The sequence below is a fragment of the Synechococcus sp. R55.2 genome (assembly GCF_047462075.1).
Lineage (GTDB): Bacteria > Cyanobacteriota > Cyanobacteriia > Thermostichales > Thermostichaceae > Thermostichus.
On sequence record NZ_JANSIH010000450.1, the window covers coordinates 19379 to 35633 of the forward strand.

A 16255-nucleotide genomic window follows, 5' to 3' on the forward strand; every position below is an offset into this window, starting at 1 on the left:
GTCTTTGGCGTAGAAAAGATTCCACCTAGCCTGCCAGCCTCACTTTGTGGATGCTGTAGGAAATTTTCTTCCCTATGCATCATCTACTCAATCTTCCAAAGGATCCAACTTGGGATCCAGACTCTTGGCAGTCAGACGCAGAGCCTCCGCCTGCTCCATTACCCGTGGAGCTTGCGCTGCCGTCTCAACGCCCTGGCGATAGCTCTCCCACAGGGGCATTTCCGGGTAGGTCTGCTGCAACTCGCTGATCTGATCCAGAAGGGCCTCCAGCCAGCCAGCCGTGCTCCAGGTGAGCAGAAACTGGAAGGGGTTCCACAGGTTGAGCTGCCGCCCCAATTCATTTAAGCTCTCGTTGCGAATGGGCGGATCGAAGATGTCCGCCACGGTCATCAACTGGCGGGCCAGCAGGGGTCTGAGGATTTTCTCGGCAGCTTCCACCACAGCGGGGATGGCAGCTTGGATCCGGTCGGGGCTGGGAATATTCCGCGCTTGGGGCAAGGCTTGCAGCACCAACTCCAGTCGCCGCCCTGCCTCTGCCGATTCCAAAGCCGATTCCAGGGTGGTGCCCACGCTGAGAAACACTTCTCCCGTCAGCAGCCGCACTGCATCGATGACCAGGTGATACAAGGGAGGGATCACGAGCTTGATCCACTCGCTCTGGAAAAACTCCCGCAGCCGCCGTGCCACATAGTCCCCTACTTGGGTGGTCTGGATCCCCACTTGGGTCAGATTGAGATACCAGTCGGGGGGGGATCCCTTGGGATCCAGCCAACGGCGCAGCGTTTGCCATTCTTCTTCTGTGAGGGCAGTTCGTCCCTGTTTTAAGCCGGTTCGCCGCAGCTTGCCCTCGGCATTCAAGAGCTTGCGCAGCTCTGGTGTGCCCAGCAAGGACAAGGCACCTGCCGAACCCACACTGCCGATCTCGATGGCGATCAAGGCGGCCAGCAGGGCGGCTGAGGCTTTCACCTGGATCTGGCCGGCTTTGTCCATGTTGCTCTGCACCGCTGTCGCGACCACGAGAGGCAGGCGGCTGTTGCCATAGGCACGGGCACTCATCGCCTCTAGAGCAGAGCGTTGGTCAGAGGTTAGCGTCTGAGCCCAAGAAGGGATCCCATCTGGATGGGCCGGTTCCTGCAAGCCGTGATACAGCAAGCTGGCCACCCAGGCGCGATCCGCAGCCTGCCGCAAAGAGCCAATGACCACTTCCCATTGGCAGGGGTTGAGCAGGGGCAAGAGCGCTTGCAGCTCTCGGTGGATGGGCTCTGGGGATCCTGCCGTTCTCGACTGTTCCAGAGCGCTTTGCAGCCGATCCCGCGCCTCTCGGCACAGCCCGCCCCACTCCAGTTGCAGGCGAGCCAGGGTCTGTTGCACCGTCTCTTCGGAGCGACGGGGTAGATCCTGCCAGCCCGCTTCCAGCTGCCGCCACAGCTCCTCCCAGTTCAGGCCCTCAGCAGCGCCATTGACGGCATCTGAGGCAACCTTTGAGCTGGGCGAGGCATTTTGGGGCAAAGCGGGATCCAGAGGTTCAGACATGGACAGAACCGGCCTCAAGGGGATTACCGGCATTATAGCTAGGGGTAAAACGCCAGCCGAGGCAAACCCAACGTTTCCGGCCATCCCATCATCAAGTTGAGACACTGCACTGCCTGCCCGGCTTGCCCTTTCATCAGGTTGTCGATCACCGACAGGACAATAACGCGGTTGGTGCGGCTGTCCACCTCCACCCCGATCATGCAGGTGTTGGTGCCGGAGACCCATTTGGTTTGCGGGTAAACCCCCCGCGGCAGCACCTTCACCCAAGGAGATTGGCGATAGAAAGCATTGTAAATGGTGAGCAAATCTTCCCCCACAAAGCCGGGATCCCGCAGAGTGGCATACAAGGTGACGTGGATCCCCCGCACCATGGGCACCAGATGAGGCGTAAATTGCACGGTGATGGGGGTGTGGGTCAGGTCGGTGCAAGCTTGCTCGATCTCGGGCGTATGCCGGTGCTGGGCCACTCCATAGGCTGCCAGAGAGCTGTCCACTTCGGCAAACAGGGATCCCACCTTGGGGGTACGACCTGCCCCCGAAACGCCGGATTTGGCATCGAAAATGAGGCTGTCCAGCTCCACCAACCCCTGCCGCAGCAGAGGAGCAACCGCCAACAATGAGGCAGTGGGATAACAGCCGGGACAGCCCACCAGTTGGGCTTGGGCAATCGCCTCGCGATAAAGTTCCGGCAACCCATAGACCGCCTGCTCATTGGCCTGGCGATAGGCAGGGCTGGGCCAGTTGGGATCCGTCTGACCCATGCGGTACCAAGATTGGTAGGTGGCCAGGTTGCGAAAGCGGTAATCCGCCGACAGATCTAAGACTTTGCACCCCTTGGCCAGCAAAGGCGGAGCCAGCTCGGCAGCCAGCCCATTGGGGAGAGACAAAAACACCACATCGCTGTTGGCGGCAATGCGATCCACCTCTACCGGCTGAACGGTCAGATCCACGGCCTGGGCCAACTGGGGATAGAGATCCCCGTAGCGCTTGCCGGCACTGTCTTGCCCGGCCAGGTAGGTGATCTGCACGCCGGGATGCTCGCTCAGTAACCGCACCAACTGTACCCCTCCGTAGCCGGAAGCGCCGACGATGCCAATGCGGACAGGCTCTGTGGGGTGGGGTGGGCGGGGCGCCATGTTGGCCATGGGGGGGCTGCCTGTGCAAGAGGGTTGCGTGATGGCTTGCCTTAAGTTCTACCGCATTTTTCTGCTGCATTTGACGCTGCATGGGTGCGGATCCCATCTTGTTCATTCGCGTTGGCGTTGCCTAGCAATCCAAGAGGATTTGTTATGCTGAGTTAACTTGAGCCGCTCGGGCCTTGGCAGCGGCTTCCGTAATATCTGTCTATGTTCTGTGTAGCTTTCTAATCTGCGGTCTATGCACTATGAGCGATTGATCAACATTGTCTTGCGGGCCTACGGCCAAAGCAGCCGCCACGGTCTGGATCAAGAAACGCTGACCCTCTACTCAGAAGGCCCCTACACCCTCTACAAACTCACTTCCCATTTCGATCGCCGCTCCATTTTTGTGTTGGCCCAGAATCAGCGGGATATGTTTGTTTCTGGCGATGCGTTTAACAACAAGCTGATCCCAGGAGAATGGCAGGCGTGGCTGCACCAGAAAGCGCTGGGCATCGCTCCCGACACGGCACAAGCAGGTTAGCCGAAGACCATATCTGGCGTGGAAGGATCCCCAAGCCTACGCCCGGCCTGTTGAGATCCAGCCCATGCTGACAATGGCCGCCTACTTCCAGCTCAGAGGGTGGTGGGATCCACAGGTCGCTCCACCTGTCCAGAATCTACCCGCCACTGGCCAAAACCCCAGGCTGAACCTGTCGGGGCACCACCGAGAGACGATCCAGATCGGCACAGTAGGCCAGATCCTGATCGTTTTCCGGCCCCAGACCCAATAGCCGTTGCCCGTGGCTAGAGCGCCGCAACAAACCCAGCAGATCATCCTGCCAAGTTTGGTACAGGGCCAAGGCTGCCACTGCCTCGTCGTTGCCCAACTGGTTCAAAGAGCAGCCCAAGCGATGCAGGATAGCCCCGGCACAGGCAGTATCTTCCAGTGAAAAGGCCCCTTCCCACCCGGATCCCACCAGCCACACCTCGGCAAAGGATCCCCGTCTGAGAAAGTCCACCACGGCCCCCAAGTTCACCAGGGCTGCTGTGATCACCACCGGGATCCCTTCAATGCGCTGTAGGCTGCGCGTGCCGTTGGTGGTGCTCAGGAAGACGCGCTTGTCCCGAACGCGGTCGGGGGTGTAGTCGAGAGGGGAATTGCCCAGGTCGAATCCCGCCACCGCTTTGCCCCCCCGTTCCCCGGCCAAAAGCCGCTTGGAAGCTGGCCAGTTTTGGCTCACCTCTTGGAGCTGCTGCAGGTGGGCAAACACCTGTACCGCTTCTGCTCCTGCTGCCAGCGCTGTGGCAATGGTGGTGGTGGCCCGCAGCACATCAATGGCCACTGCACATTCTGGGATCCCGGATGAAGGCACCTGTTCAGGCGTATGGAAGTGGAAAAAACGCATGGAGCAAGGGGTAAGGATCGAAAACGTCAGAACTCACGCCGGGCGAACACCAACACTGCCAGAATCAGCAGCAAAAGGGTGTAAACCAAGCCGTACAGTGCATCTCCGAGAAGTTCTGCTGGGGGCGGAACTTGGCCGTAAACCGCAGCATCTCTCAGATTGAGGCGCTCCAGATCCGGCAGGATCAAATAAATCACCTCAAACACTTTGCTCAATCCGGCCTCTTCCACCAGCTTGCTCAGTTGCAGCAGGGCGCGGCTGGCATGGCCCATCAGGAACAGGGCAATGGTGTAGAGGGTGGCCAGAATCGAGGAAGTGAAAACCCCGAACAGTAGGGCTGCGGCAACGATCAGCACCAGCTCCAAGAAAGTGAAGACCGTCGCCCAGAGAATGGCCAAGAGGGAAATCGGGGCCTGCACCAGCAGCAGGCTGAGCAGAAACACAACCGTCATCAGCAGCACCAGCACCGACAGCAGCGCCGATAGGCCCAGATGCTTGCCGACAATGAACTCTGCCCGGCTCATGGGTTTGGCGATCAGCACATACACCGTGCGTTTTTCAATCTCTTTGTTCACCAGCCCTGTGCCCACGAAAATGGCCACGATCAGGCCGAAGAAGTGAATGGCTGCCAACCCCAGGTCGGCAATGATTTTGTTGTGGGCCTGGTTGGCCACCTGCGGGATCAAAACAGTGGCTCCCAGCATGGCCACCGCAAATACCATCACCAGGTAGAGAATCCGATCCCGAATCGTTTCCCGGAAAACGTTGTGGGCAATGGCCACCACGCGCGACGCATCCATGGCTGAACCCAAAGCTGTGATGATTCGACTGGTACACTGGTAACAGATCCAGCCTTTATTCTATGCAGTTCCAGGCTCAGATCCAGATTCACCTGCGCCCCTCTGTTCTCGATCCCGTCGGGGCCGCCGTCCAGTCCAGCCTGCATCAGTTGGGGCATACCCAGGTGCGACAGGTGCGCATTGGCAAGCACATCCAACTGCAGCTAGAGGCCCTCGACGCCGAGACCGCCCGCCGCCAGGTGGATGAGCTGTGCCATCAACTGCTGGCCAACCCGGTGATTGAGACTTATCAAATCCAAGTGGATCCCATCGGTGGCTGATTTGATGGGTTCAGGTGATTTGAGGTTGACTTGAGGCGTTCCAAACAACTGTGAAATTGTCCATTTCACGGAGCGCAGTTTTTTCTTAGGGGAGAGAAACTGGGAAAATGTCTCAAGCTCTCTAGGATAGCTACAACCACACCCTCTTCTTTTCTCTCGTCAAGGGATCCCAATGGCCGGCGTGAGGTTTGGCATTGTTGTTTTTCCGGGTTCCAACTGCGACCGAGATGTAGCCTGGGTAACCCGCGGCCTCTTGGGCTGCCCAACGCGGCTGATCTGGCACCGGGAGACGGATTTGTCGGGGCTGGATGTGGTGGTGCTGCCGGGGGGCTTCAGCTATGGGGATTATTTGCGGTGCGGGGCTATTGCTCGCTTTGCCCCGGTGATGGGATCCCTGAAGGAGCACGCGGCGCGAGGGGGCTATGTGCTGGGCATTTGCAATGGCTTTCAGATCTTGACAGAGGCAGGACTGCTGCGGGGGGCACTGGTGCGCAATGCCAACCTGCACTTTATCTGCGACCGAGTGGGGATCCGTGTAGAACGGCAGGATCTCCCCTGGACAAGCGCGTATCCCCAGGGATCCACCTTAACCCTGCCCATCGCCCATGGGGAAGGCCGCTACACCTGTGATCCGGATACCCTCAAGCAGTTGCAGGATCGAGGGCAGATCGTCTTTCGCTATGCTCCGGTTGCGCCCAACGGCTCTGTGGACAACATCGCCGGCATTTGCGATCCCAGCGGTCGGATTCTGGGTTTAATGCCCCACCCTGAGCGGGCAGCAGATCCCGATTTGCCAGGGCAAGATGGGATCCCCTTTTGGCAGTCGATTTTGCGCAGCTTCGCCGCCTAACTCTTCTCCAGGAGAACTCACCCCTGCCCCGGCCCTCGAGACAACACCTGGCGAACTTGATTCACCATCTCCTCATGATCCACCACCGGCTTGGCAATGTAGCCATCTGCCCCGCTCTGGGCCAAAAATGCCTCGCGGTCGCCGCGCATCGCATGGGCCGTCACCAAAATGATGGGGATGGAGCTGCTTTTCGGATCCGCCTTCAACAGTTGGGCAATGCGGATCCCGTCCACCGCCTCGCCGCGAAAGGTGCTCTGGGACAGGGAAACATCCAACAAAATGACATCCACCTCGTGCCCCTGGGCCAGCTTCAAAATCTGCTCCACATCCTGGCTGTGAAAGACCTCAAAACCTCCCCGCCGTCGCAACACCTTCTCAAAAACACGGGCGTTGATCGGATCATCTTCCACCAGCAGCACTGTTGCCATCGTTAACCCAATCTTGAATCTGAACCCAAGCTAAGCTGTCTCTGGGATCCCAAAAGCCATCCTAAGGCATCCTTAGCGAGTTCAATTTGAGCAGTAGGACAAGCGTTCTCCTACAGAGTACTGAAGAGTACCGAAAAGGGTCTCAGTAGCTCTGAGAACTCCCCCCTCCTCTCCCAAAAGGAAGGATCCTCAGGTTGCCGCTACTTGACTATTTATTTTGGAATCTTATTTTGGAATCACTCCATTCCGAGTTGCCGCTACCCAACCGCAAATAGGAAAGCCGGAGAGAGCTCCGGCCCCATCCAGAACTAAGCCTAAACCACAAATCTCAAAAGAGACTGACCTTCCCTCTGCCTTGCTTGAGCCCGGCACAGCAGGAACGGCAGCCACTACCCTGGGTTACTTCTTGGTAATTCTCGGAGTTTCCCGAAAGGCGACCGCGAAAAACAGAAGGCCCAACGTCAAAAACAGGATAAAGGTGTAGGTGATGGCTTCCATACAAAACCTCCATTTCTAAGGGGGCTTGATTCCAGATTAACTCGGAGCCGCCAGCACCCCATCTCCAAAGTGAAGCAGAGTGCCGACGGCATCGCCGAAAAGGGCTCTAGGCTTCCTGAACCTTGCGAGTGGTGGGATCCCCTACTTTCTGGAAGACGCCGAACTCCACCATTTCCTCGCTCATATTGGGGTCAATACCGGCGAACACATCGCGGAAGAGAGTGCGAGCGCCGTGCCAGATGTGGCCAAAGAAGAACAGCAGGGCAAAGACCGCGTGAGCAAAGGTAAACCAACCGCGGGGGCTGGTGTGGAAGGTGCCGTCCGCCTTGGGGGTTTCTCGGTCGAACTCAAACAACTGACCCAACTGGGCCTGGCGGGCATATTTCTTGACGGTTGCCGGGTCGGTAAACACCTGACCGTCCAGCTTGCCGCCGTAAAACTCCACCGTCACGCCCACCTGCTCAAAGCTATAGCGAGACTCTGCCCGACGGAAGGGAATGTCTGCCCGCACCACCCCATCGGCATCCCGCAGGATAACCGGGAAGGTCTCGAAGAAGTTGGGCATCCGCTGCACCGTCAGCTCCCGCCCTTCGCGGTCACGGAACACCGGGTAGCCCAGCCACTCGATGGCAATGCCATCCCCTTTGTTCATGGGGCCAGCTCGGAACAGACCCCCCTTGGCCGGGCTGTTGCCCACGTAGTCGTAGAAGAGCAAAGATTTGGGCAGGGAGTTGTAGGCCTCGCTGCGGGTCATCCCGGCTTCCATAGCCGCATTTACCCGGCGGTTAATCTCCTGGTTGAAATAGCCAGAATCCCATTGGTAGCGGGTGGGACCAAACAGCTCCACAGGGGTAGTGGCGCTGCCGTACCACATGGTTCCGGCCACCACAAAACCGGCAAAAAACACCGCCGCAATCGAGCTGGAAAGCACCGTCTCGATGTTCCCCATTCGCAGAGCGCGATAGAGGCGCTGGGGTGGGCGTACCGTGATGTGAAATAGACCTGCAATGATGCCCACGATGCCTGCAGCAATGTGGTGGGCCACCACCCCTCCGGCGTTGTAGGGGTTAAAACCGGCTGGCCCCCATTCCGGTGCTACCGGCTGGACGTGTCCCGTCGTCGCATAGGGATCGCTCACCCACATCCCCGGGCCAAACACCCCCGTCAGGTGAAAGGCGCCAAACCCAAAGCAGAGGATCCCGGCCAACAGCAGGTGGATCCCAAATATTTTCGGCAGATCCAAAGCCGGCTCGCCGGTGCGGGGATCCCGGAACAGCTCCAGATCCCAGTACACCCAGTGCCAGCAGGCCGCCAAGAAGAGCAAGCCGGACAAAACGATATGGGCAGTGGCTACCCCTTCAAACGTCCAGAAGCCCGCATTGGCAACGCTCTCGCCGTAGATATTCCAACCGCCCCAGGAGTTGACCACCCCCAGGCGAACCATAAATGGCATGACAAACATGCCCTGACGCCACATCGGATTTAGGACAGGATCCGATGGATCGAAAATGGCCGTCTCATAAAGCGCCATTGATCCGGCCCAACCTGCTACCAGAGCAGTATGCATCAGGTGAACCGCGATTAGGCGACCTGGGTCATTCAGTACAACCGTATGGACCCGATACCACGGTAGTCCCATAAAGCTCGGTCCTCCACGTTCTCCAACACTTACGCGATATCCAGTCAAACAATTAAGCCGACATCTTACCTAGGATCCTGACCCGAGCAGTTTCTTCAGAGTCGGGGGGTACCGCACCCGCTTGAACCCCTGAGCGCACCCAAGAGGATATCGCTCTCAGAATTTCCATCACGGGCATCAAACAGTATAACGAAACGCTACCGACCTGAGTGGCTTCAGGCAGGATGCCGTCTCACTTTAGGCATCATCTTCCCAGATCTCTCGCCGGAGATTAAAAATATGACTTAAAATGTTACAATACTTAGCAACTGTGAGCGCTCTCCTGGCTCAGGCTGAAAAGTGTCGTGGTTTCTGGCAGGGGTATGGCAACGATTCGCTTCGTCAACGAGAACCGAGAGATCTTCGTCGCTGAAGGCGCTAACTTGCGCTTGAAGGCTCTGGAAAACCAGATCGATCTCTACAAAATGATGGCCAAGCTGCTCAACTGCGGCGGCAACGGCCAATGTGGCACCTGTGTGGTGGAGATTGTCGAGGGATCCGAGCATCTCTCCCCTCGCACCGAGGCAGAAAACCGCAAGCTCAAGCGCAAGCCCGATAGCTACCGCCTTGCCTGCCAGACCAAAGTGCTGGGGGATGTTTCCGTCAAAACAAAGCCCTAGCCTTGGCCCGCCTGTTTTCCCTTTGGGCAAGTCGTACTCAAGAGTGGTATGCTGACTGCCAGTTGGGCTTGTGGCATTTGGAGTTATGGAGACGAACTACCTGGGCATCTTGGCCACTCTCTTAGTCGTTCTGGTGCCCGCCATCTTCCTGGTGATTTTGTACGTGCAAACCTCCAGCAGATCTGGCGACTGACCGGGCAACTCCCACTGGCTCAAGTCGGGTAAATGCTGGTCAAAAGGGGGGATCCCCTGTGTAGGAGGGGATCCCTTCGTCTTTTGTCGTCTAGGCTGGGCGAATTAAGGGTATTTGGAGCTCTATCGGTCAAGCTGTTGCTTGAGCTGACCTAGCCCTGTCGAAAGTCCCCGCAGGCTCATACAAAAACTCAAACAGGTTGCCGTCGGGATCCTTGCCGTAGAAAGAGGCCGTGCCATCCCTGTGGGTGTGAATGGCCCCTACCGGGATCCCTTGGGATTTCAGGCGTTGGTGTTCTTGCTGGAGCTCCTCTATGCTGTCGAAGACAAAGCCAAAGTGGGGCCCTGCTGCGCGATAGCCCGGCCCCAGCAGTGCCAGCCCATCCTCTCCCGCCTTCATGTAGGCCCAGTCGGGATCCTGCCAGACGTTGACCATGCCCAGCTTTTGGTAGAACTCCACCGCCTTGGGGATGTCTTCTACCCGGATGGCGACATGCCCGAGTTGTCTAAGTGCCATGTCATCCTCTGTGCTCAAGTGAGCCAACTGCAACGGTTCTCCTCCAGATCAGCTTGACACACTCCCCACCCCGAAGGGTAGGGATCCCTGCGGTAGGACAGAACTTTAGACCCAACTTTTTGACAGCTTGAGGCTGGGATCCCAACCCAGTCCATAGGCAGGACAGAAGATGGTTTCAACCCATTGGATTGGGGATGAACCAAGACTTATCCTGTTGGCTGCGCGGCCAAGAACCGCTCCAGCTCGCTCAAAGCCTCTGCATCCATCTTGGTTTGCATAGGGCAAAACTTTGGCCCACACATAGAGCAAAACTCTGCCGTTTTGTAGATATCTGCCGGCAAGGTTTCGTCGTGATATTCTCTGGCGCGTTCTGGATCCAAAGACAATTCAAACTGCCGGTTCCAGTCGAAGTTATAGCGGGCCCTCGACATCTCATCATCCCGATCCCTGGCACCGGGGCGATGACGGGCAATATCGGCAGCATGGGCGGCAATTTTGTAGGCAATGAGGCCGTTGCGCACGTCCTCAGCATTGGGCAAACCCAAGTGTTCCTTGGGGGTGACGTAGCAGAGCATTGCCGCACCATACCAGCCAGCCAAGGCCGCCCCAATGGCGGAGCTGATGTGGTCATAGCCTGCCGCAATATCGGTTACCAGAGGTCCCAAAACATAGAAGGGAGCCTCATCGCACTCTTCCATTTGCTTGCGCACGTTGAATTCAATTTGATCCATCGGCACGTGGCCGGGCCCTTCCACCATGACCTGCACATCGTGCTCCCAAGCCATGCGGGTCAACTGGCCCAGGGTTTTCAACTCCGCCAGTTGTGCTTCATCAGAAGCATCGTGCAAGCATCCCGGTCGCAAAGAATCTCCCAAACTGAAAGAAACATCGTATTTCTTGAAAATCTCAATAATATCGCGGAAGTGGGTATAGAGAGGATTTTGTTTGTGGTGGGCCAACATCCAGCGGGCTAGGATCCCACCTCCACGGGAAACAATTCCCGTCAGGCGATGGCGCACCAACGGCAGATATTCGATCAGGATCCCGGCATGGATGGTCATGTAGTCCACCCCTTGCTGGGCCTGCTTTTCGATAATATGCAAGATATCTTCTGCCGAGAGTTTTTCGACATTGCCATGCACGCTTTCTAGGGCCTGGTAGATGGGCACCGTGCCAATGGGCACTGGAGAAGCTTGGATAATGGCTGTGCGAATTTCATCCAAATCGCCCCCGCCGGTGGACAGATCCATAACGGTATCGGCGCCGTATTTGATGGCCAATTTCAGCTTTTCCAGCTCTTCGGCCAAGCCGGAAGAAGTAGGGGAAGCGCCAATGTTGGCATTGACTTTGCACCGGGAAGCGATCCCAATGCACATCGGCTCGAGGTTGGTGTGATTGATGTTGGCAGGGATGATCATGCGACCCCGGGCCACTTCCGAGCGGATCAGTTCCGCCGGCAGGTTTTCCCGCCGGGCCACGTACTCCATCTCTTCGGTAATCAGGCCTTGACGGGCAAAGTGCATTTGCGTTACATTTGCTTGCCCACGACGACGGGCAACCCATTCGCTGCGCATGTTGTCAACTCCAGTGCTCGCTTTCCTACGCTGGTATGAACCAGATCAGGTTCTGAGGATGTAATCTCAGCCTGGGGATAATCCCCAGACACTCCTAGCGTGGTGTGATCATATCACCGAAATAGAGATGAGGCGGGGAGCTCTATAGTCTTTATTAAAAGAGTTTGAGATAGTACTAACCCTCACCCCTGGCCTCTCTCCCCATGAGATCCTGACCCTCACAGGGATCCCAGCCAGCGCCGCCAGCTCCACCAGGGATCCTTTCCCTTGCTGGCCCTGAACAGTTCGGCCACTTCCTCGCCGGTGGGCTGGGCAATAAAAGTCTTCAAGACGCTGTAGAGGCCGGGCTCTTCCTGCTGCCACACGCTCCAGGGATCCGGATAGGCGCGAAACAGGGCTCCCTCCACCAATGAGCGCAGGTAGTAGCTGGTCTCGAAGGTGCTCAGAAACCGCTGGCGCAGACGGCGACCGGCCAGACCCACACCCACGGTGGCGGCATCCTGCAATTGGGGGTTGAGGAGAACGACGGGTTTGGGATCCCGTCCTTTGGAAGTCAGTCCAGAGGGATCCCCACCGCTGACCGCTTGGCAAACCCGCTCCACCTGATCCAAGCTGTAAACCGCTGGCATCACCAGCAGGAGGCTCTGTTCTGGGGTAGGTTGAGTCCGGGAAGTCAAGCTCTGTAATTCAATCCCTTCTGGCAGGGATCCCCATTCCCGCTGGGCCAGGGCTGCTCCGCCGGCATCGCTGAATAGCACCAAAGCAGGCGGTTGCAGCAGCTCCAAGAACGGGCGGGACAATACTTCTGGCTTGATGTCGGGGGCCAGGATCTCGATGAGCAGGCGGCGATATCCTGCTTGCATAGCCAGCCGTGTAGCCTGGATGGCCTGCTCACAGGCCTGGGCCAGGTCGATGGGCAAGTTGGGAAATTGGGTTAGTTGCAGTTGCTCGGCCACAGTCTAGTCCAATTATGATTCAGCCAGTAACCAGGGATGCTCAGCCAGACACTTCTTCCCAAGCCTTGTGGGTGAGCAACTCCTCCAGAACCCGCACCCCCCGCAGTTGGTTGGAAAGGGGCAGGTGGCCCTTGGGGGCGGAGAGATCCCAGATGAACTCGTCAGGGTAGCGAGTCCAGTGGTAGCCCTGCTTCCAGCCAATGAGCGGCCAGAGGCGCTCCCAGTTGCGGTTCACCCCCAGCCACAGTTGCCGCTGCACCGAGTAGCCAAAGCGATCCCCGGAGGCCGCCCGCCACAGGCGATCGATCGTGCGCAGATCCTCGACCGGGATCCGGCTCACCTCGGAAAAATACAGCCAGCCTCGCCGCGCCGCCCCCTCTCCTGCCGCCCGACATAGCAGTTGTAGGCTCAGCCGATCCGCCTCCAGCCAGGCTCCCGCCGATAACAGCTCCTGCAGAGGACGATAGTCGATATTCAGGGCTGAAGTCAGAGGGACGGTCACCATTGCCAAGTTGCAAAAGGTCTCCCTTGATTTTAGTCCCTGCTGTCCGTCCCCTCAGGTTTCAGGCGGGTACTTGGGCGGATCCCCGAAGATGATGCGATAGCCGATGTACGCCACCCCCAACAGCCCTGCCAGGATCCACAAGAAAGCCGAAAAGGGCATGTAGGAAAAAAAGACAAGATAAACCCGGCGACTGAGCCAAGAAAAAATAAGATAGACTGCCGCCAAAATGCCGATCCCTTGCAAGGTGCGAAAAGCCGGCACCCGCGAGAGAGGCATGCGCTGGCGTGCCACCCAGATGGAGCTAAGAAAAGTCCAGGGAGGCACCAGCAGCAAGAACATATCCGCCTGCTTCACCACCGCCTGCCAGCCGGCGGTGTTGGTGGCATAGGCCAAGTAGCCCGCCCAGAGGACAAGAGTTACCGCTCCCAAGCCGATACTTAAGCTGAGCAAAAAAGGCTCCTCCCATTGGCCTGGGATCCAGTCGCAGAGAACCCAAACCACCCAAGGGGTGGCAAAGAGCAAAAGCGCAATGGCTAAGCCATTGGCGTTGAGCTGGGTAAAAAACGTCTCCAGAGTCATGAACAGCAAAAGGAGCGAACGTCACCCTTGATGGTAATGATTCCTCCTTGAGGAAGCAATTCAATCCGTATACAAATCCACCTATTGTGGGCAATGCCCGCAAGGTTTACAGCCCGCCTGGGCACCCCGGTAAACGTTGCCAAGTAACACCAGCAGGGATAGGAGTAGGAAAAAGAAAAGGGATCCTTGACACTGGCCAGGGATCCCTTCCTGTAGTCTTTCCTAAAAAGCTCAAGACATTTTCTATGGCGTTGCTGAGGGAATTAACCCAAGCCACTCTCCCCTTTTGCAAGAAGTGAGTCTGGCATCGGAATCCCTACTCCTCCGGATCCATCCGCCTCAGTCCATTAACCCAATCTACAGCCCTTGCAGCACCGTATCGGGGCGGGCCGACAGATTCTGGATGCGGGTATCCTGGGCAGGCGGGGTGTCTGCTTGGGTGAACACGCCGATCTGCCGCAAATACCGAGCCAAGGCATCTTGTTCGCTGCCGGGGGTATCGAAGGTGATGCCGGAACTGGGGGCCAAGTTCACCCGGTTGGGGTTGGACAGGCGAGGGAAGGGATAGTCATCCCCACCGTTGGCCAAGAAGTCCAGGGTCACCAGGCGGAAGGTGCGTCTGGGATCCCCTTGCACTTGGCCGTTGCGCACCACCACATCCCGACCTGTGGGCGTATCCACCCGCAAGGAGAGGACGCGGGATCCCGGTGGCCGCGAGGGATCAAAGCTAAAGGCAAAGCCGCCAATTTGCGGGAAACGGCCCGGCGTAGCTCCCGGCTGGGTTTGCGCCACCCCGTGTTCCACTATCTGCTTCAGTTCCTCAGCGGTGACGGTCAACAGAGAGAGGCCGTTGTTAAAAGCAAGGGCCGTTTCGATGTCCAGCTGAGAGATTTGACCGGACTGCTTGCCGGCCTCAGGGTTAGCAACCGGTGGGATCCGCCGCACCGGCTCGCCGCCGCCACCCCCTGTGGTAGCTCCGATGGGAGCGCGAATGCCGCCACCATTTTTCAGGGAGATGACCGTAGAAGGATCAACCGTTCTGGCGTAGGCCAGGTTGGCATCGGCAGTGAGGTTGCCCAGGTTGGTTTCCTCAGTGCGCACCTCTGCCCGCAGGCCGTTGAGAAATTGGGTGGTGGAGCCGAAGGTGCGGCCATCCTTGGTGCGGATGATGTTGCCGATCTCATTGGCCACCCGAACCACGTCAGGATTGGGGGTGCCCCTGACAGCTGCTACCCCTTGGTCGTCGGTGGCATAGGCACCGCTCACCGGGTCAATGCGGGCAATAACCCCGTTGGCGTCGAAGCTGACCACCAGGCGGCCCACGTAGCGATAGTTGGAGCCGGTGTTGACCACCGCCACCGGTTGACCACTGGCAGAGGAGCGCAAGATGGGGTAGTCACCCGTGCGGGTATCCGGCAAATCGGTGCGCAGGCGGTCGGTGGGCTTGGCAATCACCCGGTGGGATCCCCCGGCAATGATGATGTCCACATTTCGCAATTGGCTGGCTAGGCTCACCTCGTTTTGCAACTGCTGCAGGTGGGCCAGGAGGATAATTTTGTTGATGCCTTGGGCAGTGAGTTGATCGACAAAGCCCTGGATCAGGGCAGCACTTACCTGGTCGGTGTCGTCCACTCTGCCTTCCACCCTCACCTCTGGGCCGGGGCTGGAAATGGCAGCCAAGCGAGTGGTGGTGGCTCCCACCAAGCCAATTCGCTGCCCTCCTACGGTAATCACTGCTGTCTTGGCAATTCTGCCTCGAATGGAGCTGGCCTCTTGGCCATCGGCGGCAAAGTCAGCGCTGGCCAATTCCCCGGTGCCGCTGAAGCTGAGGTTGGCGCTCAGATAGGGAAAACGAGCCCCAGCGTAGCCGCGGCCCGTGTCGGGCCGAATTAGATCGCGAATCTGGCGCGTGCCTTGGTCGAACTCGTGGTTGCCGAAGGCAGCCGCCTCAAAGCCAATGGCGTTGATGATCTCGATATCGGCTTTGCCAGGGGTGAGGTTGTAACGGCCTTGCAGAGACCGATCCGTGCTGGCATTGTAGAAGGGGCTGGGGATATAGTTGTCCCCACTGGAGAGCACCACCGTGTTGGGAAATTGGGGGCGCAGAGCATTCACCACCGCCGAGAAGCGCGGCGCATCTTGTACGGCAGCTATCGAGGCTTCCAAGTCGCTGGCGTGTAGGATTTGTAGGGTAAAAGCGGGCGGCTGAGTCGAGAGGGCCACATTGGGATCCGAGGCGATAAACCCTGCCCCTCCGCCGGTTGGGGGAACCGAGCTGCTGCTACCGCAGGCGCTGGCCAGGCTCAGCACCAAACACCACAACCCGACCCACAGGGACCTGGCCAGAGGGTTCAGCCAATCCGGGAGCCATCTCTTGGCAGGGGCAGACCCTCGAGCACGGCAAGCTGGTTTCATGACAATTCCTTCACTCCATCCACAAGAGAGGACGCATCCGCGTTCACGTTACCAAGGCTGGGATTGGGGTTTCGCTATGACCTGTTTAAGGTTAGGTCAAGCCTAGGTTAAACTTCCCCTGGATCCCAGCCAAATTGTTGCAAGTCCACCTGGCCCTCGGCGTCGAAGTGGATCCCTTCGGCTTGCAGCAGCGCTTTCTGCAGGTCGTCGTAGCCCAGGCGAAAAGGGGAGTAGGAAATGCAGCCCTGGGCGTTGATCACCCG

18 protein-coding genes and 1 riboswitch are annotated in these 16255 nt (G+C 58.1%); of the genes, 5 read left to right on the top strand and 13 right to left on the bottom strand.

Features of this window, described 5'->3' with window-relative positions:
• Positions 1-87 precede the first annotated feature (87 nt).
• Positions 88-1533, bottom strand: coding sequence for a hypothetical protein (locus NW838_RS15420; RefSeq protein WP_414428343.1), 1446 nt, complete (start codon positions 1531-1533; stop codon positions 88-90).
• 38 nt (positions 1534-1571) lie between these two features.
• Positions 1572-2678 (bottom strand): N-acetyl-gamma-glutamyl-phosphate reductase, encoded by a 1107-nt coding sequence (gene argC / locus NW838_RS15425; protein ID WP_414355341.1) that lies wholly within the window; start codon positions 2676-2678, stop codon positions 1572-1574.
• A gap of 232 nt (positions 2679-2910) precedes the next feature.
• On the opposite strand from argC, the gene NW838_RS15430 reads away from it, so the two are divergent.
• Entirely contained in the window at positions 2911-3195 is a 285-nt protein-coding gene (locus NW838_RS15430) for a hypothetical protein (protein ID WP_414355344.1), read from the top strand.
• A 136-nt stretch (positions 3196-3331) separates the two neighbouring features.
• On the opposite strand, the gene NW838_RS15435 is transcribed toward NW838_RS15430, so the two are convergent.
• Together NW838_RS15435 and NW838_RS15440 are read right to left on the bottom strand one after the other, a co-directional pair.
• Entirely contained in the window at positions 3332-4060 is a 729-nt protein-coding gene (locus NW838_RS15435; protein ID WP_414355346.1) for a 2-phosphosulfolactate phosphatase family protein, read from the bottom strand.
• A gap of 26 nt (positions 4061-4086) precedes the next feature.
• Positions 4087-4860, bottom strand: coding sequence for an ABC transporter permease (locus NW838_RS15440; RefSeq protein WP_414428344.1), 774 nt, complete (start codon positions 4858-4860; stop codon positions 4087-4089).
• A gap of 62 nt (positions 4861-4922) precedes the next feature.
• On the opposite strand from NW838_RS15440, the gene purS reads away from it, so the two are divergent.
• Complete coding sequence (gene purS / locus NW838_RS15445) at positions 4923-5180, top strand: phosphoribosylformylglycinamidine synthase subunit PurS (protein WP_414355348.1); 258 nt, start codon at positions 4923-4925, stop codon at positions 5178-5180.
• Between the two features lie 172 nt (positions 5181-5352).
• Positions 5353-6030: a phosphoribosylformylglycinamidine synthase subunit PurQ gene (purQ, locus tag NW838_RS15450; protein WP_414355351.1), complete on the top strand. Its 678-nt coding sequence runs from the start codon at positions 5353-5355 to the stop codon at positions 6028-6030.
• A gap of 17 nt (positions 6031-6047) precedes the next feature.
• Here the strand turns inward: purQ and NW838_RS15455 are convergent, their stop codons facing one another.
• From NW838_RS15455 to psbB, 3 genes are all read right to left on the bottom strand, one after another.
• The gene (locus NW838_RS15455) at positions 6048-6458 is read right to left on the bottom strand and encodes a response regulator (RefSeq protein WP_414355353.1); all 411 of its coding nucleotides are present in this window, start codon (positions 6456-6458) and stop codon (positions 6048-6050) included.
• A 399-nt stretch (positions 6459-6857) separates the two neighbouring features.
• Positions 6858-6956, bottom strand: a complete 99-nt coding sequence (locus tag NW838_RS15460) for a photosystem II reaction center protein T (RefSeq protein ID WP_011431949.1) — start codon at positions 6954-6956, stop codon at positions 6858-6860.
• A 106-nt stretch (positions 6957-7062) separates the two neighbouring features.
• Complete coding sequence (psbB, locus tag NW838_RS15465) at positions 7063-8595, bottom strand: photosystem II chlorophyll-binding protein CP47 (RefSeq protein ID WP_011431948.1); 1533 nt, start codon at positions 8593-8595, stop codon at positions 7063-7065.
• Positions 8596-8957: 362 nt separating this feature from the next.
• On the opposite strand from psbB, the gene NW838_RS15470 reads away from it, so the two are divergent.
• Both NW838_RS15470 and psbM read left to right on the top strand, forming a co-directional pair.
• Positions 8958-9254 carry a 2Fe-2S iron-sulfur cluster-binding protein gene (locus NW838_RS15470; RefSeq protein ID WP_414350488.1) on the top strand — a complete coding sequence of 99 codons (297 nt, stop codon included), beginning with the start codon at positions 8958-8960 and terminating at the stop codon, positions 9252-9254.
• Between the two features lie 85 nt (positions 9255-9339).
• Positions 9340-9447: a photosystem II reaction center protein PsbM gene (psbM, locus tag NW838_RS15475; RefSeq protein WP_071818137.1), complete on the top strand. Its 108-nt coding sequence runs from the start codon at positions 9340-9342 to the stop codon at positions 9445-9447.
• A gap of 129 nt (positions 9448-9576) precedes the next feature.
• On the opposite strand, the gene NW838_RS15480 is transcribed toward psbM, so the two are convergent.
• The 6 genes from NW838_RS15480 to NW838_RS15505 form a co-directional block, all read right to left on the bottom strand.
• Positions 9577-9963, bottom strand: a complete 387-nt coding sequence (locus tag NW838_RS15480) for a VOC family protein (RefSeq protein ID WP_414355356.1) — start codon at positions 9961-9963, stop codon at positions 9577-9579.
• A 206-nt stretch (positions 9964-10169) separates the two neighbouring features.
• Complete coding sequence (gene thiC / locus NW838_RS15485) at positions 10170-11537, bottom strand: phosphomethylpyrimidine synthase ThiC (protein ID WP_414428345.1); 1368 nt, start codon at positions 11535-11537, stop codon at positions 10170-10172.
• A 5-nt stretch (positions 11538-11542) separates the two neighbouring features.
• Positions 11543-11643: riboswitch (TPP riboswitch) on the bottom strand.
• 112 nt (positions 11644-11755) lie between these two features.
• Positions 11756-12493: a DUF1995 family protein gene (locus NW838_RS15490; protein ID WP_414350487.1), complete on the bottom strand. Its 738-nt coding sequence runs from the start codon at positions 12491-12493 to the stop codon at positions 11756-11758.
• Between the two features lie 40 nt (positions 12494-12533).
• The gene (locus NW838_RS15495) at positions 12534-12998 is read right to left on the bottom strand and encodes a GUN4 domain-containing protein (RefSeq protein WP_414330005.1); all 465 of its coding nucleotides are present in this window, start codon (positions 12996-12998) and stop codon (positions 12534-12536) included.
• Positions 12999-13049: 51 nt separating this feature from the next.
• Positions 13050-13577: a hypothetical protein gene (locus NW838_RS15500; RefSeq protein WP_011431942.1), complete on the bottom strand. Its 528-nt coding sequence runs from the start codon at positions 13575-13577 to the stop codon at positions 13050-13052.
• A gap of 357 nt (positions 13578-13934) precedes the next feature.
• On the bottom strand, positions 13935-15887 hold the full coding sequence (locus NW838_RS15505; RefSeq protein ID WP_414355444.1) for a bifunctional metallophosphatase/5'-nucleotidase: 1953 nt from the start codon (positions 15885-15887) through the stop codon (positions 13935-13937).
• Positions 15888-16255 lie beyond the last annotated feature (368 nt).